Below are 20,081 nucleotides of genomic sequence, written 5' to 3' on the forward strand. Positions count from 1 at the left end.
GTTAAAAAATCCTGTAATTGTTATATTTATAGGCCACAAAGTAAGTCAGAGACACCAGTACAAGTGAAATCACGGACTTGAACATTCCGACTGCGGCTGCAGGTCCGAATTGTTGATCAAACATCCCGAGCCGGTAAACGAACGTGTCGATTATATCCGCACCCGCGTAGACCGTCGGGTTATATAAAATCAGGATTTGCTCAAAGCCCGCATTGAGAATTCCTCCAAGGCTTAATACGCCCAGTAAAATCAGAATCGGCGCCATCCCTGGAAGTGTGATATGCAGCATTTGTTTCCATCTTCCGGCCCCATCTGCTTCAGCTGCCTCATATAGGGTCGCATTGATCCCGGTGATAGCCGCAAGCATAACAATCATATTGTAGCCCATCCCTTTCCAGACATCAGAGGCGATTATTATCCCTCGGAACCACTGGTTGTTTAGCATGAACATAATAGGCTTTATATCCAAGGCGGTGAGCAGCCCGTTTATCGGGCCATTCAGAGAGAATAATTCAATAATGACGCCGCCAAGTACGGCCCATGAGAGAAAGAACGGCAAAAAAATAGCAGATTGAATGATGCGCGAGAACCATCTTTTGGTTACCTCGTTAAGAAGCAATGCCAGAATCAATGGAACAAGCAAGAACAGCATCATTTTAAAAACCGAGATAAGAATGGTATTCCATAGCACCCCCTTGAAATCGGGCAACTCGAAAATATACCTAAAATTATCTAATCCGATGAACCTGGAGTGAAAAAAGCCGGACATCGGCTCAAACTGCTGAAAAGCCATCACAAGGCCGGCCATGGGGCCATAGGCATAGATCAGTGTGACGATCATGCCGGGCATCAGCATCAAATGAAGCGGATATTCTTTTTTCAGAGTCCTCAATGACGGACCTCCTTTCGATTAAAAAGGGAGGGATTTGCCAATTGCTCGGAACCATACCCTCCCGTCTAATCAACAAATTATTTTACAGATTGCTTGCTGTTCCATTCATTGACCTCATCGACGATTTGGTCACCGCCAAGGGATTTCCAGCTGGAAACAAATTTGTCGAACCCATCAAGAGACCCGCCCATAATAATCTTGGTGAAGCTCTCCGACATCAATTTATCAAGCTGTGATCCCTTTTCCGTTTGGGTTTTAGTAGGAAGTGCGTAGAACTCATTGTTTACATAAGCTTTACTCTGTTTGATCTGATGCGTAATTCCCCAGCCACCATCTTTAGACACTCGGCTAAAATATTGTCCCCAGTTTACGCCTTTGGTCGCTTCCGAAGTATTTCCCGCAAGATAATTCTTTGAAGCCTTGAAGACATCTGCTACGTTTTTGTAATTATCATCATCCAGTGTAATTTCATTTTGTTTCGCTCCCAGCGCTTTATTGACTTCGGTATAAATCGTTTCAATTTGAGCCGGATTGTAAATCCGGGGATAGAACCAGTTGTATACATAACCGTTCTCAGCTTTATTCTGATCCATATATTTCTTATTGCCCATTTCAATGTAGAAGTTGATCATCTTAATGGCAGCTTCCGGGTTTTCCATATCTTTGTTTACTGCGCTGAGTTTGCTTAAACGAAGCTTAGGAACGAGTGACTTCCCGGGGCCATTCAAACCTGGAATTTGCAGTGCGATCCAGTTCGCATTTTTATCCTTGTCAACGTTCAAGTTCAAGGGCCAGTTCGGATACCACCATTCCCCATAGGAAATCCCTACTTTTCCTGCTGTAATATCTTCTACTGCCTTATTCTCATCCATCAACGCAAATTCTTTATTCAAGATGCCTTCCTTGTACCAAGACTGCAGCTTGCCAAGTGCTGTCTTCATCTCAGGCTGGATAAGCCCTGGGATCAATTTTCCGCTACCATCCTTAATCCAAGCGGTCTGACCGTCGCCAACTGACGGATAAGCACCCAATCCGTTAAAGAAACCCCGGAGGTCAAATCCCCAGTAGAACAGTTTTTTTTGTGTTGTGATTCCATAGGTGTCGTTTTTACCATTTTGATCAGGGTCATTTTGCACAAAAGCCCTTGCTACCTTTTCCAATTCATCCATCGTTTGAGGCGCTTGCAAATGCAGGTTGTCGAGCCAATCCTTTCGAATCCAAAGCAGTTGTGTGGATAGAAAAGGATCCTCAAATCCTGGAAGTCCGTATAATTTTCCATCCTCACTGAATGCCTTCATTGCAAAGCCGCCGTCGGACTCCATGTATTTCTTGAGTGCTGGGGAGGCGTATTTGTTATAGACCTCGGTCAGATCGGCGAGTTTCCCCATTTTTTTCAACTTCTCATAATTCGTCTGATCCAGTTCCATAATATCCGGCAAGTCATTTGAAGCTATGGCTAGTGATAACTTCTGGTCGTATTGATTTGTTGGAACTGTCCATTTATACTTGACTTCAATATTGAGCATGTCTTTAAGATCTTTAAGATAAGCATTTTGTTCCGGAGTAATTCCTTTGGGTATCCGTGGATCTTCAGGAGGATTGTAGCCAAACACTTCCGATACCGTTACCGTCTTAGGATACTTGCCTAATGGGTCATTCGGCGTGTTACTACCCTTACCCCCCCCATTGTTAGAGGTCTGAGGCGTTGAATTAGCTGTCTCTTTTCCTTGATTTGAGCATGCTGATAATACCGAAAGCGTCATCGTCGCAATCAAAATCATCTTCCATGTTGCAATCCGTTTCATATTGAACACGTTCCTCCCTTTTTCTATTAACTGTGATGAATCTATTTCTAAGTTAATTATGATACCAGGTGAACGAGCTTTCAATTTTGAGTTTTTTACATTCCCTTTCAATTTCTTTACTCATTTGTTATTCCGATACTCTTGAGGGGAGATGCCCTTCTTTCTCTTGAAGAATGTCGTGAAATAGGAATGCGAATCAAACCCGACTCGCACAGCAATTTCATTTAACTTCAGGTTTGTATGTTCCATGAGGCGAATCGCCTCCTCCAGCCTCATTGTATGGATATATTCAAGCAAATTACTCCCTGTCATTTGTTTATAAAAGCGAGATAAGTACGACGGGTTAAAATGCACTTTCTCCGCAATGGAGGTCAGCGAGATATCTCCGGATAAATGCTCATGTATATACGTATGAATCTGATCAATGACCAACGATTTTACGTCTTCCTGTCTCATCCCGCTGCGCTCATATAAAGATTCCTCATCCATACTGGATCCTTCGAGGTCGATCATGACCATATTTTGGCCTGCTGATACCCTGTTTTTCAGCATGGACCGTAAGGATTCATATTGATCCCGGATCCTGTCCCATATGCCTACAGGATTACCGGATATGCCGAATGATACGAATACACCCAACCTTAGTTCACAATCATTTTGTACTTGTTCCAATATGCCTTTCATATAGACTTTGACAGCATTCCATTGCGATTCAATCGCCGTTTCAGCTGCCTGAAAACGACTTAGCAGCACGTCTTCAGGCTGCAGAAGCCAGACAAGTAGATCATTACCTAAAATAGCCTGCTCTCTTGCAATTGTCGCAGGCAGGTAATTGTCAAATGTCCTTTGAACAGATTCAAGAAGCCCCCTGGAAGTCACATCCTCCAAGCGGTCGATGCTTCCAATCAGTAAAAATGCTGGCTGATCAATCGAAATGCAAAAGTCCACATCTTCATAACGAGGCTCGTTTCTCAGTGAACGCATAGGCTCGCCTTCCAGAACCCTTCTCATTAGCTCGTCTTTCAAAAAAGGCTCGGCGATTTGAAAATGCATCCTAGCCTTCTCTTCTTGAATTCTACGGCGGTGCTCTTCATCGAGTTTTTTGGAAGCCTGCTTCACGGCTTCGAAAATGGGGCCAACTCCTTCTGTTTTCAGGATATAATCGTCCACGTTTTTGCGCAGAGCTTCATGAATGTAATCAAAATCACTGTATCCGCTCAGAAATATGATGCGGCATAACGGCCAATAGAAGGTAATTTCATCAATGAGCTGAAGTCCGCTCTTTTGGGGCATACGTATATCGCTGAGTAGAATATCCAGCTTCTTTTTCTTTGCGATCTCGACAGCTTCTTTGGCGGAATAGGCTTTGCATACATCCAGTTCGAATTGAGTATTCTCCTGAAAAAGCTGAACCAGGCCATTTACGATGCCGGGCTCGTCGTCTACAATTAACAGTCGGTACATGGTCAAGCCTCCTTATCCAAAGATTATAACTAAATCAACCTTTAATCCTCCATACGGACTGCGCGAGACAAAGAGTCCGCTGCCCGATGCATACTTTAGCTGAAGCCGGTTATTCACGTTAATTAATCCCGTTTTTTCAATATGTTTAGATTCCATTGCGAGTTTTTTTCGCAATTGTTCCACATGTTCGTCGGTTAGCATGTTTCCGTTATCCTCAACCGTTACTCGCAATCTTCCTTCGTGATAATCCGTACTAATATAAACGATCCCTTCCTCTGTACCGTCTTCAAAGGCGTGTTCGAATACATTTTCGACAATGGGCTGAATAATGAGCCACGGCACGGGGATAAACTGCGGGATATTCGATATTTCTTGATATTCGTAAGCAATCCGGTTTGAGAAACGAATACATTGAATGTCACAATAATCGAGTGCATGGCGGTATTCTTTATAAAATGGAACCTCATCCGATCCGCTTCTTGTGATGTACTGGTAGTAGCTCCCTAGTTTCTGGGAAAGCGTAGCGGCTCCGTCCGTGTCCCCCACTTGGCACATCACATGAATATTGAAAAAGCAATTATAAAGAAAATGCGGATTAATTTGAGATTGGAGCTGCTTGAACTGGGAGTGCTGCAACGCAATCTTTTGCTCATAGTTTTCTTCGATCGATTTCTTCAGTTTATGGGCCATGTTATTGAATCCGTTGAAGACATAATGAAACTCATCGTTTGATTTGGACTCAATCATGATATTGAGGTTATCGGCTTCAAGCATATGAAAGGCTTTAACCAGCTTGGATAACGGTCTGTGGATCATCAAATGAACGGAAATTGAGTACAGCACCAATACGATAACAGCCATAAAGAACAGGGAATAGAACCATGAACTGAAATGGACTAAAGGACGCGTAATTTCATTCTGGTTTACGTACATCATTAAGGACAAGTGCATGGAACTGACCTCATCCCGGATGATAAAGTAACTTATACCATGGAGCTTTCTTATCACCGACCTATTCGGGTCTTTAACGCTTGGCCCGCCTGTCAAGTTCAATATCTCGGCTGAATCCTTGACTTCCTTCGCAGTCGTCAAGACAATACCAGATTCTTGATTTGCAAGAAAGACATTGGACTCCGGATACAGCTTTGTAATTTCTCTTAAAGCGTTTAGCAGCTTAGGTATGGAAATTTCGATATAGGACCAGATACCGCCGTTATTTTCAACTTCAATGAAAAAGATCCTTTCCCCGGACCGATAAAACGAAGGCTTTGGCGTAATCGGGATGAGGGACTTAATCAATTCCATTTCCTGATTGGGTGTAACGGTAGGGCCATTCATCGTGGAAATCGTTTTTCCGATGGCCTCGACATAAACGCCGGCGTTCACCACATATGCGCTGGATTCGGTAAGAGTCATAAGTCTCTCCATGACCTGATTAATGAGCTCGACCTCTTCATAATTCTCCAGTGTCCTGCCCCGGAAACTCAGCTTCTGCAGATTGTCGTCGTTTAGCAGCTGGATCTGTAAATTTCGAATTAAATACAGTTCGTTATCCAGCTGTTTGGAATAAAAGTCCGCGCCTGCCAAAGTGGAATTCAGAATGGTTTGTCTCGTGATCGACATTCCTTTGTAATTCAACCAAATGTTCATGGAAATAAGAGGGAGAAAAAATAGGACGAAGACGATGATCATTTTCTGATAGACAACCCATTTCGATGCTTTCCCTGCAACCTGTAATTTCAATAATTTTCCTCCTTGAACTTGATGTATTATAAGGTAAAGCTATATATCTAGAAAGGAACAGTTTTGGTGGATTTGTACCGGTTTTCCAATGTAACCAATACATTGGCTGCCATTTTGGCTTGAAGCCCCGGGGTGGCGTTAACCGCGTCACCATCACCATTTGTTTGAATTGCTATGTTGTTTGGAAGGGGAGGGAAAGCTTGAACAAAACCATGAATCGGTCACATTGCAGGAAGGAGATTGGGTGCTAATCAAATCCGGTGTTCGACAACGATACCCAGTATCTCTCCTTTAGCCGGGACTGTCAACTGCAGGCCCTGCGGATTCCAATGTTCAACACCTGAATTTTCGAAACTAAAAATATTTCCCTCTGTATTTCAAAATTGGTTTTATTGTGCATCCAAAAGTTCATTTCGGATTTCTTAATCGTAATTTCCGCAAGACTGTCCATTTTAAAAATTTTTCATTGAGTAACTCAAAGAAAATAAAATAAACCGGAACCCCATATTCGGGAGTTCCGGTCTTATAAATACTAAACAACTTCATTCAACCGCCCATCCCGTCACCTTCCAGCAAGCAGGGAATGACCACATCGAAGCCATCTGGGAAATCTTTGCCCAGAATATCCATCGTATTCGCATCTGGCGACGGCATCTTATAGGTATGGGTTACCCCATACTTGCGGGCCAGCTCCAGCTTTTCATCGAACAAATCCGTTACCACAAGGTTCCGCGGACTATACAAGCTAACTACCTGCGTCATCACCAAGCCGCTGACGCCTTGTCCAGTGATCAGCACATTTTTATGAGGGGAAATATCGCCAAGCTCTGCTGCATGAATAATGTCAGGGAGTACTTCAATCAGCGAACCTTCAATGAGAGGAAGCGCCTGTGGAAGAACTTTTACTGAAAAAGGCGTACAGCAAACTTATTCAGCAAAAGCACCCCAAATATAGCGAAGTGCTACAGGATCCCCCACTTTAAGACCGATTACATTGGGTCCTACTTTATCAATAACACCGGCCACCTCATGGCCAAGCCGTGTCGGATACGAGACAAACTCTGGCTCGCGAGCCCCGCGAAATACTTCCACATCACTGCCGCATATGCCTACCCATTTCACCTTTACCCTTACTTCCCCATCAGCAGGCTCGGGAATTAACGCCCTTTTTAACGTGATAGAACCAATTTCCTCCACAACGGCGCACAACTGCGTACCCTCGCCATCATAATCGACTAACTGCATCGGTGGAACAGACATTTTTCTAACCATTCTTTTTTGCTCCTATCCATTTATCCAGTATATGAATTGCCATCATTTTATTTCCTTCCGTGTTCGGATGCAGGTGGTCTGGCAGCATGCCAACATAGGCTTCTCCAAGAATATCCAGACCGTCTACATAAGTAAGATTGGAATCCCCGTAAGAAGTTAAAATATTCACCGCTTCCTGGATTTCTTTCCTTATTGTAACCAAGTTCATCCCTACTAAATTTTCGTCAGTCTCCCTGTGAGGGCAATAAATAGGAGAAAATAAAAATAAGGGCGTGTTGTGATGCTTTTCCCGAATGATCGATACCATGCCGATAATGGCAGAACGAAACGTCCGGATATTTAAACTATTGCCTCCCATCACATTAATGCCGAGGCACATGGAAATAACGTCAGCGGGAAGGTCACGGATGACGCGAGCAACCATTGGTTCCAAATGACATTGCCCCGCAAATCCCATGCAGGTCAGGTCCCAACCTTTGCTGCGTGCTACGATTGCCGGCCAAGTCAGAGCCGGACTTTCAGCTGAGCTGCATTGCGTAATCGAGCTGCCGTAGGCAACCCACCGAGGTTGATTGTTTGGCAAGGGAGCCGCCGATGCCCTATCATCGACTTTTAGTGCTTTCACAATGACCGCAGCTTCTTGTGACAAATAAATGTCAACCCTCTTCATGCTGCCTGGCAAGTTTGTAAATAAACAAATTTCTTCTCCTGCAAGGAGCGTCTTGGTATCGACTAATTCATCTTCGATAACGAGGTCAAACCGTCTATCTTTATCCGTTCTAGCGACATGCAGCTCCACTGAAGTGGAATCACTCATAAATGCAACTCTAACACCCGCTGTTTCCCCTGCCTTCTCCACCAATTTCGAGGCAAATAAGCTGAGCTGATCATGTGGCAATCGCCATGGCCGGAGTCCAGTATCAGTCGTTTCTATTGAAACGGCCCCCCGAAACCACTCTTTATTTAGTTCAATCGTTTGCATGCTTCAATTCACCCTTTATCGTTATTTAACCCATAAAACAAAAAGCCGCGATTTCCGCGACTCTTTATGAGATAAGGCTCTTGGCTCAAGACAAGGATGTTACAGGAAGCACCGGCTTATCCTTCAAAATGTCGCCGCTAGCTTGCATCCATGAAGCCAATTCGGAGGCAAGCCTTTCGATGACCCCGGCATTTGCCGGCTCAGCCGACAAATCTTGCGTTTCCCAAGGATCGCTAAGTAGATCGAACAACTGGATTCGTTCCGTTCCTGTGTTCGTTTCTGGCGACCGATAATAACGGATCAGCTTCCATCTTCCGTCTGTTACCATCCGCTGGACGTCTCGATAAACCGAGCCCACGATACCGCGAACGCCATCAATTTCCCCTGCCAAGATGGGACACAGGCTTATGCCTTCTGTTTCCTCCGGCAGGCCGACGTCGCATAACCCGGCAACCGTAGGAAAAATATCGATATTGCTTGCCAACGCAAACTCCTGCTTGCCCTCCGGCACGCCTGGCCCCCGGAATATAAGCGGTATGCGTACGCTGTGCTCGTAAAGGTTCTGTTTGCCCATCAGTCCGTGTTGCCCGACCGCCAAGCCATGATCAGCGGTATACACGATAAGCGTATCCTCATAGATGCCCTTAGCCTTCAACGCTTCGATGACTCTACCGATTTGCGCGTCCAAATGGCTTATCATCGCATAGTAATCGGCCATATGCTGACGAATTTCGTCCTCGTCCCTCGGCCATCTTGCAAGCTTCTCGTCCCTAACCGTCATATCGCCGGTATCGAATGGATGCTCCCGCACAAAGTTAGGGGGCAGCGGAATACCGGATTTGACGTACATGCTTGCATACGGCTCTGGCGCCGTTCGGGGATCATGCGGTGCGGTATAAGCTACATACAGGAAGAACGGCCGCTCCTCCTGGTAATCCTCAATAAAGTTGACGGCGGCATCTGTAAACAACTCGGTTGAGAACGTGTGCTCTATATATTCCTGTTCCTTCGGATAAGCCCCGGTCAAGTCATAGTCGTGCACAGGAACCTTCGTATGCTCGCTCATTCCGCGAAAAGCCAGCTTATCCCCTCCCTCGAAACTTCGGGCGAAGCTTGCCTTGTCGTTATGCCATTTGCCGATCGCATGCGTCAGGTATCCGGCACCCTTCATCGTTTGCGGCATTAGCCGAACATCCGGACGAATAACGCTCGAATGCTCCCGATTCATCATGTCTTTGCCGATCATCGCCCGGAAGATCGGGATGCCCGTATGGACGCACGCTCTGCTCGGCGCGCAAACCGCTCCGGATAGGCCACCGAATATATGCGTGTTACGACAAGATGTCCCGCTGGCAACCAACGAATCTAATACCGGCGTCTGCACTGTTTCATCGCCGAACGCTCGAATGGCTTCACCACGATGATCGTCCGCTATAATAAATACGACATTAGGTCTTTCGGCTGAAAGCTTCTTTATGTTCTTCTCTTTCATCTTCTACCTCACTCTCACGAGACAGGATTGCTTCCGGATGTGGCTACTTTTTCGATTTATACTGGGTATAGGCTTGTTGATAAATTTCCAGGTAGCGTTTAATGTTCATTTTGTCCAAAGTGCTCAAATAGTTGTTCCACTCCTTGTCAATGTCCAGCGAGCCTGTAACCGTTTTCGCAAAAAATTCAGTTCTATAGTCCGTAAGCGTTTTCTCAAGCGTAGAAAGCTCCTCCGCTTGTTCGTTGGTGAAGAACAATGGCGGCACAATTTTGCTCGGGTTGATTCCATAAGGCTCGTATTTTTTAGTTTCATTATACAAAATAAGTTCAAGCGAATTTTTCGGATCCGCTACCACGCTTAATCGCAAGTCGTTTGTTCGCAGCGACGGCCCCGCCTGTGCCCAATGTATATTTTGCAGCTTGCCAAACGTGGCAATTGGTTTCCATTTTGCTTGCTTCCCATTAACGCCTAGCTCTCCTTGCGCCGGACGCACCCACTCCTGATCAGGACGGCCCTGCGTGCTGCGCAGTGTCGCTTCTTCTGAAAGCAGCAAGTCAGCCATACGGAATGCGGCAGCGGGATTTTTCGCCTTATTGGTAACGACGTATTGACCTGCAGATACCGCATATGGATTATACGCAGTTGAGCGTATGCCAGACGGTCCTTTGAGTGGCGGTACAGATACATAGTCTTTGAATCTCGGGTTATCGGCATCGACAAATACCGTTTGGTTTTGCGAGGCAATAGCTCCCGCGATCGGGATCTCCGGGTTCATGCCCATTTGTTTCAGCTGGTTTCTGTCCTGTGTAAACGTTTGCGGAGATACTAAACCTTCAGCAAAAAGTTTATGAATATACTTCAAAGCTTCCTTCCACTCCGGTTGATTAAAGGCAACTTGAACCTTTCCATCCTTAACAAAGCGCAGGTTGAAATCCTTTTCGATAAAAGCGCTGGTCAGAAAAAGGTCCAATGTCGAGGATGGGCCATTGGTAGCGCCGACAAGCGGGATCTCATCTGCCTTCCCGTTTCCGTTAGGATCTTTTTCTTTAAAAGCTTTGAGCACTTGATAAAACTCGTCCGTCGTTTCCGGCATTTTTAATCCGAGCTTGTCTAGCCATGTTTGATTAATCCACATCTTTTGACCGAGCGAGCAGTGGTAGCAATCATTAACCTGAGGGACCGAATAAATTTTGCCGTCCGGCATAGTAATCAAATCTTTGACATAGGAAACCTGCTCGAACATCTTTTTCATTTCCACGCCATATTTATCAATATACGGGTTCAGCGGAATGAACACGCCATCTTTACCGTAAATCGACTGCTGAACCGGCGATACGCTCATATTAAGCAACACGTCCGGATAATCGCCGCTTGCGAGTGAAACGTTAAGCTTCTCTGCAAATGTTTTTTCCGGAGCGACTTCCCAATCGATGTGAATGTTCGTTTTCTCCTCCAGCCACTTGGTGAACTCGTTCGTTGCAAAGTTTTCGACAATGCTGGAGCCTTTGACCATGACCCTTAGCGTCGTCTTTTCTTTCGTGATCGGGAATACACCTGCTGCCGTTACTTGATCGTCACTGCCTGCTTCCGTCTTTGGGTCTGCTCCCTTTTGTCCGCTGTCCGCACATGCGCTTAGAAGCGCTAGAGACGTCGTAATCGCTACTAAAGCTGTTAGAGCTTTTTTCATGTAAAAACCTCCCTTTAGCCTTTTAATGATCCAATCATCATGCCTTTGACAAAATGCCTTTGTATGAATGGATAGATGATGAGCACGGGCAGCGTAGACACGACGATAAGGGAAAACTTCAAAAGCTCCCGCAGGCCATCCCTTGCTGCTTGATCGGCAACGTCGGTTATCATCGACGCATCGACCTCGTTTTGCACCAAAATATCCCTTAATACCAATTGAATCGGGTACAACTCCTGATGTTTTAAATAAAGCAGCGCGTTAAAATATTGGTTCCAATGTCCGACTGCGTAAAACAAGGAGATGACAGCTATGATTGGACCTGACAAAGGAAGTACGATTTTCCGCACAAACGTAAAATCACTGCATCCATCCATTTGAGCGGCTTCAAGCAATTCATCCGGAATGGTCGTTTGAAAATACGTGCGGGCAATGATCATATTCATAACGGCAAGCGCTCCCGGAATAATCAAAGACCACCTTGTGTCGATCATACCAAGCTCTTTTACAACTAGATAAGACGGAATCAATCCGCCAGAAAACATCATTGTGAATACAAACAAAGCCATAATGCTATTACGTGGCATAAAATCTTTTCTCGAAAGCGGATAAGCCGCAATGAGTGTAAAGAGCACATTGATCGTCGTTCCCACTACGGTATAAAAGACCGAATTCAAAAAGCTCGACATAATTAAACGATGCTTAAATACGGCTTCATAACCCGCCAGCGTCGGCTCTACCGGATACAACCAGACTCTACCGGAAATAACCGCTGTGGATGAGCTGAAGGAAGCGCTAACAATATAAACCAGAGGATAAAGAATCGTAATCGTAAAAATGAATAGGATGATGTAATTCAGAATTGTAAAAAGCCTGTCATCCGCACTTTCTTTAATGCTTCCCGTCATAGACGTGCCCCCTTATTACCACAGACTGGTTTGCCCCAACTTTCTGGCTATCCGATTGACGAGAACCAGCAGGACCAGATTAATGACTGATTTAAATAATCCAATGGCAGACGAGTAGGAATAGTTGATGGCTGTTGATGCCAAACCGACTTTATACACAAAAGTATCGATCACCTCAGATGAACTCATATTCAGCGGATTCTGCATCAGCAATACCTTTTCGAAGCCTATGTCCAGCACATGGCCGGTGTTCATGATCAGCAAGATAACAGCAACCGGCATAATACCCGGCAAGTCAACGTGCCACATTCGCTGCACTTTATTGGCTCCATCCACAACAGCTGCCTCGTGCAGCGAAGGATCAACTGCTGCAAGCGCTGCCAAGTAGATGATGCAGGAAAAACCAACGTTTTGCCAAATACCGGACCAGACAAAAACGTGTGAAAACCATTCGGGTATGCCCATGAAATTGATTGTCGGCAATCCGAAATATTTCATAATCGTTTGAATCAGGCCAACCCGCGGGTCCATCATTTGCAGAATGATGCCTACCATAACGACTACGGAAATAAAATGCGGTGCGTAAGTGATCATTTGCACGGTTTTCTTAAAGAAACGAGCGTTTACGTAATTCAAGGAAAGCGCAAGAATGATTGGGAACGGAAACCCTGCAAGTAAACTATAGATACTGAGCAGGATCGTATTTTTCATAATCCTCACAAACTCATACGAATGGAAAAAACGATCGAAATGCTTCAGACCTACCCATTCGCTGCCCCATACCCCTTTGGTAGGAAGATAATTTTTGAACGCAATCAAAGCCCCGTACATCGGCACGTACTTGAATATGAGCAAATAAATAATCGGCAGCAGCATAAATAGGTAGAGCTGCCAATGGCTAGATGCGTTCTTCTTCAGTCTAGACAAGTAACTTTCCTTTTTACCGACAGTTGCAGACAACATATTGCTCTTGCTAGCCGAAACTTCCATAAATCCCTCCCTCTCTCGATGTCCATGACTCGGTATGTTTGATGTCTTTCCTATATGTAGCATACAAAAAATAGGGACAGCCGAGCATTGTGCTGTTTTACACCGGCATGACTTTTTTTGCGCTGGACGACGGCATACGAATCGTAACCTTCGTGCCTATACCCAGGTCGCTTTGTATCGAAAGTCCATACTGCTCTCCGAACACCATCTGAATCCGATTATGCACATTGAGCAGCCCGATGCTGCCTTCGAATGTGGGTTGTGTATCCAGCAGCCTATCCTCCCGGCTGTTCAGGAGTCGTGTATTTAACTGCAGAAGGGATTCCGCTTCAATACCGCAGCCATTATCTTCAACGATGACATAAAAATCCGCTTCATCCTTCCATGCGTCAATAATAATCGTGTGAGTATCCTCGATCCCATAAGGAAACGCGTGCTTAAACACATTTTCGACCAAGGGCTGCAGCGTCAAGCGAACCATGCTGTCCAACAAATAATCCGTACTGATGCGAACATCAATTTCAAATTCCCGCTGATTGCGGTATTTCATAATAGACATAAAATACAGAATGTGTTTAAGCTCGTTGGCTACCGTAATTTTCTCCAAATCGGTGCGTATGGAATAGCGCAGCATATACGACAGAGAACGAACGATGTCTTTGATTTCGCTTGATTTCTGAATAACGGCGTAACAAATAATAATTTCCAGCGTGTTGTACAAGAAGTGCGGATTAATCTGTAATTGCAGCGATTGAAATTCAGCCAGCTGCCGTTTCATTAAATTGTCCTGATTGCGCAGCTCGGTCTCGTAAACCCGATCGACAAGTTCTTCCAGCCGGGTAACCATCGTATTGTAGCTGGTAATAAGCTGATCCATCTCATCACGGCTTCCGGTCAGAGGTACTCGGGTCCAGTGACCTTTGGCCGTCTGACGCATCCCGTTTTCCAGGAGTCGAACTGGACGAACGATAGATTGACCGAAACGATAAGCGAGAAATAAGGCCAAGATCAATGTAAAGATACCTACGAGCAGCGTTGTTTGCCGCAAGTCTGAAATCGGCTTGCTCTGTTCAGCAACCGACATGCTGGCCACCAGCGTCCATCCGGAGTAGTCAGACTTTCGACTAAAGAAAACCCGCCCCGGTTCTCCGGGCAATTCAAATATTTGGTCTTTATTGGCTTCAACCGTATTGAAATGCATACCGTCAAGCTGTTTGCCGATCCGGCTCGGATCCGGATGGTATAAGATTTTACCGCGATCGTTGACGATAAAAAAATACCCGGATTGTCCGAGTTTTATGCCCTTCCAGAGCGTGTTCAGCTCCCCTATCTTTAGTTCGAAGCCCATAATGCCTTTAAATGATTTCGATGAGGTTCGGTCCGCTAATTTGCGAATAAGTGTGAGATGACCATCTAGAAATCCGGAATCCTGAATCGTCAGCTTCCCGTTTATATCATCGTCTTCCTTCATCTGTTCGACATATTCTTCAAATCCTTTGTAATTAAAAGGAACAATGTGGATATTGAAATCCGTTGCCTGGAACCCGTTATAACCGATAATGTACGTCATGGATATCTCCGGGTTGTTGATGAGAACAGGTTGAAATACCCCCTTCATGGCAATTTCGGATGTATAAAAGCCAGGAGTTGAATTGCTTGGAAGATCAAGAGCCTCTTTCACGACAGGAGAAATCAGAATAGAGACTGTTGCCCTCTCGTAACTTTTCAAAAACAAATCGGTTTCATGCAACACATTATCAACGATTTGAGTCAGCAGCCCTTCATACTGATTCTCCAATTCGTTGGACGACCGCCAATAACCGGTAACCCCCACCGTCACCAAAGTCAGCGCGATAATAATGACAAAGTAAACGTAAACCTTGCGTACCAGGCTGTTTTTCATTACTTGATCCCGAGCAGCCCGCGATATTCGGTAGGGGAATAGCCCGTTGCCTTTTTAAATACTCTGGAAAAGTGGGGGTAACTATCGTAGCCGACCTCGGCTCCAATGTCGATGATTTTGTAGTGCGGAACGGCAAGCAGTTGTTTGGCTTTATCAATTCGTTTGCGCATCCGGTATTGCACGAAGGTCTCGTTCGTATTTTTCTTAAAATAATGGCTGAAATAGGTCGGTGTTACGCCTAACTTCCCAGCAACCATGTCCAGTGAAAGCTCCTCCTCGAAGAGATGCTCATCGATGTACTGAATTGCCGCCTCCAAAACATTGATTCTTTCATGTTTGCGATACTCACTCAGTCGCTGTATCCATATGCCGATTTCGGCCTGAAACCATTCGTACGTAATCGTGATGACCGTGTTCTCCTCGAAAAGCGGCTTCACCTCAATCCTGTACGCCCCTCTGGCATTCAGTTTCTTGAGAAGCAGCCTGACAGCGTCGTATACCCGCTGGTACTGCTGAGTGTCCGTTTCAACGGGGAACAACTCCCTTTTTCCCTCCTCAAGCAGTTCATTGGCCCGAACCTTGTCCAACATCCAAACCGCTTCCTCCAATTGATCGATCCACTGTTCAAAAAGGGTGAAGGAAATAAGCGCCGCTTCCCGCATGGCGAGCACTTTATCCAGCACCGGAAAAAGCTCAATTTCTGTAATAGGCTTCAGCAAATATTCCTGTACGCCATAAGACATACATTTTTGCGCATACGCAAAATCCCCGTATCCCGATAGCACAACGACTTTGGTGAAGAGCTTTAGCTGCTGAATATTTCGGCAGAGCTCCAGTCCGTCCATGCGAGGCATCCGAATATCCGTCAACACAACGTCAGGAGGGTTAGCCATGATGTTCGACAACGCCGACACACCATCTGTAAACGTATCGATCTCACTAAACCGTTTATATTCCCAAATTAACGTTTTGAGGCCAATCCCAATGATAGGTTCATCGTCAACAATAACAATTCTGGCCATTCGCTTGCCCCCCTGTTTAAAATGTTAACCACCTTTATTATTTTCCGATTCCCGTTATCATGGATACCCATTAAAACCTGAACAGAGTCATCAAAATCGAAACATCCCTAAGTTAATATTCCAAATAGGCATGCAAAATGAAGACAGACCGTTCGGCAAGCCTACCGAGCGGTCTGTTCATGGGACATTTACTTTGGAAACGGGATTAGATTTATTTAAGTGGAAGCAGTATGAATCGGAGGTTATCTTGCTAACGGTAAGATGGTATTTGAAGTATAGTCTAAGTTATCGTGATTTAGTAGAAATGATGGAAGAACGGGGCTTACATATTGCTCATACAACGATCATGCGATGGGTTCATCAGTTTGGGCCAGACTAGATAAGCGAATTCGGCCAAACGATTTTTCAAGAAGATGTTGACTTCACCACACAATCAATCGCCACGCGTGATCTCTGTCGATAAAAACCCAGCGTACCCTGCCGCAGTCCAGCAATTGAAGGACGAGAAAGTTATGAATCAATAAACGTTACTTCGACAACAGAAATATCTCAACAATATTATTGAACAAGATCATCGATTCATAAAGAAAATCATAAAACCAATGTTGGGATTCAAGTCTTTCAAAACTGCCGAAAAAACTATCGAGGGAATCGAAGTCATGCACATGATAAGGAAAGGACAGGTCGAATGCAATCATTCGTCTGTCCTCTCTGCAGTTAAATTAATCAAAAAATTGTTTGGTTTGACAGCATAGTCAACCAACAATAAGACGGCTATCTTTTTTTAGTTTCAATAGTTGCACCAAAACCCGTGAAGCTAACTACAGCAGTTGCTGCATGCTTCGCCAGATCTTTTCATTTTCTGGTACATCAGTCCACATGTCAAAATGCGGCTCCATGACTTCCTGCCAGTTTGCAGGCGTGTTATGACTCGATAACTTGCCGACGCGCTTTGTTTCTCCAACTGAAGCAGGATGCTCGCGATAGGAGAATAAGAACGTGCCGTGAGAGCCGATGATGTAGGTCTTGTTGAAGCTCTCAGGCCGTTCCTCCTGCAGCTGATAATGATAATAGATATAACTTGCCGCCATTTCCGGCTTTAGCCTTGCGATACATCCGATTCGGTCGTCGACTTGGCGGTTGCCTCTCCACGATTCCGGGTCTGTCGGCTCGCCGTCGTGAAAAATGTCCATCATTTGAACTGACAAACGGCTCCCTTGCTCGCCTGGCCAAGCCTCTAGCCATTCGGCATAGGCAGCAGGCCAGTCCCAGTCGCAGCCGTCATGGACGGTCTCCATATATAGACACACATAGCGGCCGCTCATGAACAAGGAGACGGAGAGAACCTGCTCCGATTGCAATTGGTTTCGCAGGTCTCCCTCATCTTGTCGGATTGCAGCGCAAAAAGCTTCCTCTGTTCCAGCTTTCAGCTGGGAATAGTAAAGCTGTCTATTCACGTGCAGACTCCTTTCGCGAGTCAAGATTATTGCTTTCTTCCTTCAAGCAGAACGTCTTTTTCACGATCCGCCCAAGGCATGTCATAGGATGGCGTATTGGCGTAACGTTTCATACTCAGTTGCAAAGTTACACCCGTGCCTGCAGGAAGATCGACACGCAGCCATTTATGGTTGACAGCCGTCGTATCCATGCCAGCTTCTGCACCGTTTACAAAGCTGACTTCTTTAAATTTGTGCTCACCGAAAGTACCTGCCTGCATGATGACTGATCGGTCATCAAACTGACTTGTGTTCACTAATTCAAGCGTGACGGATTGTGCGGTCAGCTCCTTCACCAGCGCAGCGACAGATTCTGGCAGACCCGGACGTTTGGCTTCCGCATCATAGTATCGAACCCGAGCATGCTGCAAGCCTCCATGCGAAATATGCATAGGGCCGCCCAAGGTCAACTGAACGAGACTTTCCATGTAAATCGGGCACATTTCTTGCCAGACGTGAATGCTTGAGAAATCATCTTCATTGTATTGATTTGCCCAGTTATACGGATCACCCGCCTCGGAACGCATTTTGGTCAACTGCTGCGCGACCAATTCAACGTTCGCATCGAGAATCGTCTGCGGATAATCCGGATTGAGTCCGCGAATATATTGGAACCATGGCTGTGTATTGCCGATGTAATGCTTCGTATTTCTTTTCGTTTTCTTGTCTGTGCCGGAAAGCTTCGGAATGATGACCTGATTCCAGTCATGGTCTTTCGGAATACGGTCAATTCGTTCCAAATCTTCATCCGCCATCGACATTGTCCATAAATAGACAGGGTACTGTGGCGCAGCTTTGCGATAATCCGTCCAGCCAGCGTCAAAGTGCTTATACGGAACGCGCAGCTCGCCGTCTTCCTCCTTGCGCAGCGCCCAGTTCGCATCGAGCTGTTGACGCGCAAGTTCAAGCATCGTCATATCGCCAGTGATAAGCGCAGCGTTCATGCACGCATTGGTTAATGGCTCAATGATCGTCATAAACCCGTGCGGCCAGCGCCAGCCGTAATAGCCGCCCCACCATTTGCCATCGTTAAACTCGCCGATTTCACCAGACAAGCCTACATTATCTGGAATGATGCCGCCATTTTGGCGTGTTCTTTCCTGCCAAGCGGCTAAATATTCGAGCACCCAAGTGCAATATTTCTCGTCGCCAGTATGAAGGAAAGCGTTGGTTACAAGCCCTGTGGCGTTTCGCCAAAATCTCCGCCGAGCGGAGCGCCGCCTAATCCGATTTTCGAAACTCGAAATCCTGTTTTTCCTAGAATCGTATATTCCACTGATATCTTCGTCCCTTCAAATAAAATACAGAACTATATCTCGACTGGTTTCCCTGTTCGCACAGATTCTAAAGAAGCTTTAATCATTCGAATGACCGGCTGGAACGTTGAAATCTCCAATTCAGTTTTTCGTCTCTGCGTACATGCAGCCATAAATTCATTGACGATCCCAGCGCGTAATTCAAAGTCATTGGACTCATCAGGTACAATCATCTCCTCTGCTCCATCACGATGGATGAAGACTAGACTGTCGTTCCGCAGCTGTAAACTCCCCCCTGAGCCGTCGATTTGAAAATCGCCAAGCCAGGATGTTGCCGCGCCATGCGCAGCCCAGGAAGCGTAATAATTTAGCTGCAAGCCTTCGTTACTCTGTGCAAGGAGAGATACAACCGAAGGCGATTTCTCGATTGACCACGAAGGAAGCACAGAGGTAGCAAACACCTGATTGAAGCGCTCGGCACCGATCATGTAATGGATTACACCGAGATGATGATAGGTTAAATCTTCGAGCATGACATGCTCGTATTCGTTCATCCAAGCTGCACGGATATTCGGCCGTTGGCATCGCCAAACGATCTGTCCGAGCTCGCCCAGCCTACCGCTGAGAATGACCTGCTTGGCTTTTTGAACAAATTTGTCGAATCTGTACGATTCTCCGATTGCGATCTGCTTGCCGTCGTCCGGGAGAGCGAAACAAGCTTCGCCCCGTCTTCCCAGGACTGAGGCCTGAATTTCTCAAGATATATATCGAGCTCGCCATCCAGTACTGTTCGGATCGTCTCTAAACAAGTTTTGGCATGAGGCGGAGTCACCATCGTGACCAGATCAGGGTTCAGCATTCGGAGCGCACTCGGAATATCCTCGAATTGAGGAAGATGGGCACAATGCTCATTCGCTTCCTGATATCTGTTGCTTACTCCTACCACCTGAACATCTGGGCGAGAACCCCAATGTGAAAGCCAGTGATTTTGCAAACCGATGCAAAAGACCCGAAGCGGTCTCTGATCCATACTGTCTCCCCTCCTCAAAAGATTAGATAATAAGATGCTTTCATTATCAGCTTTATGAAGCCCTGCTACTACTGTAAAAAATGAAAAAAACTCTACTTTCAATACATACAATGCGGAAAACACTGTGATTTTTCTAGGA

Annotated in this window: 17 protein-coding genes and 2 pseudogenes; 2 read left to right on the plus strand and 17 right to left on the minus strand. The window is 45.6% G+C overall.

What is annotated here, in order from left to right; translation table 11 throughout:
* Position 1 precedes the first annotated feature (1 nt).
* The 4 genes from AC58UU_RS18350 to AC58UU_RS18365 all read right to left on the minus strand — a co-directional run bounded on the left by AC58UU_RS18350 (position 2) and on the right by AC58UU_RS18365 (position 5,904).
* Positions 2-892: an ABC transporter permease gene (locus AC58UU_RS18350; protein ID WP_497318033.1), complete on the minus strand. Its 891-nt coding sequence runs from the start codon at positions 890-892 to the stop codon at positions 2-4.
* A gap of 77 nt (positions 893-969) precedes the next feature.
* Complete coding sequence (locus tag AC58UU_RS18355; RefSeq protein ID WP_497318034.1) at positions 970-2,697, minus strand: extracellular solute-binding protein; 1,728 nt, start codon at positions 2,695-2,697, stop codon at positions 970-972.
* Between the two features lie 120 nt (positions 2,698-2,817).
* Positions 2,818-4,161, minus strand: a complete 1,344-nt coding sequence (locus AC58UU_RS18360; RefSeq protein WP_497318036.1) for a response regulator transcription factor — start codon at positions 4,159-4,161, stop codon at positions 2,818-2,820.
* A 12-nt stretch (positions 4,162-4,173) separates the two neighbouring features.
* Positions 4,174-5,904 carry a sensor histidine kinase gene (locus AC58UU_RS18365; RefSeq protein ID WP_497318038.1) on the minus strand — a complete coding sequence of 577 codons (1,731 nt, stop codon included), beginning with the start codon at positions 5,902-5,904 and terminating at the stop codon, positions 4,174-4,176.
* Positions 5,905-6,085: 181 nt separating this feature from the next.
* On the opposite strand from AC58UU_RS18365, the gene AC58UU_RS18370 reads away from it, so the two are divergent.
* On the plus strand, positions 6,086-6,199 hold the full coding sequence (locus tag AC58UU_RS18370) for a hypothetical protein (protein WP_497318302.1): 114 nt from the start codon (positions 6,086-6,088) through the stop codon (positions 6,197-6,199).
* Positions 6,200-6,450: 251 nt separating this feature from the next.
* Here AC58UU_RS18370 and AC58UU_RS18375 read toward each other — a convergent pair whose 3' ends face one another.
* The 9 genes from AC58UU_RS18375 to AC58UU_RS18415 form a co-directional block, all read right to left on the minus strand.
* Positions 6,451-6,702, minus strand: coding sequence for a hypothetical protein (locus AC58UU_RS18375; RefSeq protein ID WP_497318040.1), 252 nt, complete (start codon positions 6,700-6,702; stop codon positions 6,451-6,453).
* Positions 6,703-6,831: 129 nt separating this feature from the next.
* Positions 6,832-7,176, minus strand: a complete 345-nt coding sequence (locus AC58UU_RS18380) for an alcohol dehydrogenase catalytic domain-containing protein (RefSeq protein ID WP_497318042.1) — start codon at positions 7,174-7,176, stop codon at positions 6,832-6,834.
* Positions 7,169-8,158 (minus strand): SGNH/GDSL hydrolase family protein, encoded by a 990-nt coding sequence (locus AC58UU_RS18385; RefSeq protein WP_497318043.1) that lies wholly within the window; start codon positions 8,156-8,158, stop codon positions 7,169-7,171. The genes AC58UU_RS18380 and AC58UU_RS18385 overlap by 8 nt, the downstream gene beginning before the upstream one ends.
* An 85-nt stretch (positions 8,159-8,243) precedes the next feature.
* Positions 8,244-9,650, minus strand: coding sequence for a sulfatase family protein (locus AC58UU_RS18390; RefSeq protein WP_497318045.1), 1,407 nt, complete (start codon positions 9,648-9,650; stop codon positions 8,244-8,246).
* Between the two features lie 43 nt (positions 9,651-9,693).
* Positions 9,694-11,337: an ABC transporter substrate-binding protein gene (locus tag AC58UU_RS18395; RefSeq protein WP_497318047.1), complete on the minus strand. Its 1,644-nt coding sequence runs from the start codon at positions 11,335-11,337 to the stop codon at positions 9,694-9,696.
* Between the two features lie 14 nt (positions 11,338-11,351).
* The gene (locus tag AC58UU_RS18400) at positions 11,352-12,245 is read right to left on the minus strand and encodes a carbohydrate ABC transporter permease (RefSeq protein ID WP_171647113.1); all 894 of its coding nucleotides are present in this window, start codon (positions 12,243-12,245) and stop codon (positions 11,352-11,354) included.
* 15 nt (positions 12,246-12,260) lie between these two features.
* Positions 12,261-13,235, minus strand: a complete 975-nt coding sequence (locus AC58UU_RS18405; RefSeq protein WP_497318049.1) for an ABC transporter permease — start codon at positions 13,233-13,235, stop codon at positions 12,261-12,263.
* 97 nt (positions 13,236-13,332) lie between these two features.
* Positions 13,333-15,138 (minus strand): cache domain-containing sensor histidine kinase, encoded by a 1,806-nt coding sequence (locus AC58UU_RS18410; protein WP_497318051.1) that lies wholly within the window; start codon positions 15,136-15,138, stop codon positions 13,333-13,335.
* Positions 15,138-16,160 (minus strand): response regulator, encoded by a 1,023-nt coding sequence (locus AC58UU_RS18415; protein WP_497318052.1) that lies wholly within the window; start codon positions 16,158-16,160, stop codon positions 15,138-15,140. Before AC58UU_RS18415 ends, AC58UU_RS18410 begins: the two co-directional genes overlap by 1 nt.
* A 193-nt stretch (positions 16,161-16,353) precedes the next feature.
* Here AC58UU_RS18415 and AC58UU_RS18420 point away from each other — a divergent pair.
* Positions 16,354-16,915: pseudogene (locus tag AC58UU_RS18420) on the plus strand (IS6 family transposase).
* A gap of 66 nt (positions 16,916-16,981) precedes the next feature.
* Here AC58UU_RS18420 and AC58UU_RS18425 read toward each other — a convergent pair.
* The 4 genes and pseudogenes from AC58UU_RS18425 to AC58UU_RS18440 all read right to left on the minus strand — a co-directional run bounded on the left by AC58UU_RS18425 (position 16,982) and on the right by AC58UU_RS18440 (position 19,942).
* On the minus strand, positions 16,982-17,617 hold the full coding sequence (locus AC58UU_RS18425; protein WP_497318054.1) for a hypothetical protein: 636 nt from the start codon (positions 17,615-17,617) through the stop codon (positions 16,982-16,984).
* A gap of 26 nt (positions 17,618-17,643) precedes the next feature.
* Positions 17,644-18,786, minus strand: a pseudogene (locus AC58UU_RS18430) (DUF8034 domain-containing protein); the annotation flags it as partial.
* A gap of 179 nt (positions 18,787-18,965) precedes the next feature.
* Entirely contained in the window at positions 18,966-19,541 is a 576-nt protein-coding gene (locus AC58UU_RS18435; protein ID WP_497318304.1) for a hypothetical protein, read from the minus strand.
* Positions 19,463-19,942: a Rossmann-fold NAD(P)-binding domain-containing protein gene (locus AC58UU_RS18440; protein ID WP_497318056.1), complete on the minus strand. Its 480-nt coding sequence runs from the start codon at positions 19,940-19,942 to the stop codon at positions 19,463-19,465. Before AC58UU_RS18440 ends, AC58UU_RS18435 begins: the two co-directional genes overlap by 79 nt.
* Positions 19,943-20,081 lie beyond the last annotated feature (139 nt).

The sequence above is a fragment of the Paenibacillus sp. JT22N1 genome (assembly GCF_059692155.1).

Excerpts from the sequence above, each read along its gene's own strand:
- AC58UU_RS18410 (WP_497318051.1), bottom strand. The coding sequence starts at position 15,138 with ATGAAAAACAGCCTGGTACGCAAGGTTTACGTTTACTTTGTCATTATT.
- AC58UU_RS18395 (WP_497318047.1), bottom strand. The coding sequence starts at position 11,337 with ATGAAAAAAGCTCTAACAGCTTTAGTAGCGATTACGACGTCTCTAGCG.
- AC58UU_RS18405 (WP_497318049.1), bottom strand. The coding sequence starts at position 13,235 with ATGGAAGTTTCGGCTAGCAAGAGCAATATGTTGTCTGCAACTGTCGGT.
- AC58UU_RS18360 (WP_497318036.1), bottom strand. The coding sequence starts at position 4,161 with ATGTACCGACTGTTAATTGTAGACGACGAGCCCGGCATCGTAAATGGC.
- AC58UU_RS18355 (WP_497318034.1), bottom strand. The coding sequence starts at position 2,697 with ATGAAACGGATTGCAACATGGAAGATGATTTTGATTGCGACGATGACG.
- AC58UU_RS18400 (WP_171647113.1), bottom strand. The coding sequence starts at position 12,245 with ATGACGGGAAGCATTAAAGAAAGTGCGGATGACAGGCTTTTTACAATT.
- AC58UU_RS18390 (WP_497318045.1), bottom strand. The coding sequence starts at position 9,650 with ATGAAAGAGAAGAACATAAAGAAGCTTTCAGCCGAAAGACCTAATGTC.
- AC58UU_RS18415 (WP_497318052.1), bottom strand. The coding sequence starts at position 16,160 with ATGGCCAGAATTGTTATTGTTGACGATGAACCTATCATTGGGATTGGC.
- AC58UU_RS18440 (WP_497318056.1), bottom strand. The coding sequence starts at position 19,942 with ATGGATCAGAGACCGCTTCGGGTCTTTTGCATCGGTTTGCAAAATCAC.
- AC58UU_RS18380 (WP_497318042.1), bottom strand. The coding sequence starts at position 7,176 with ATGGTTAGAAAAATGTCTGTTCCACCGATGCAGTTAGTCGATTATGAT.
- AC58UU_RS18385 (WP_497318043.1), bottom strand. The coding sequence starts at position 8,158 with ATGCAAACGATTGAACTAAATAAAGAGTGGTTTCGGGGGGCCGTTTCA.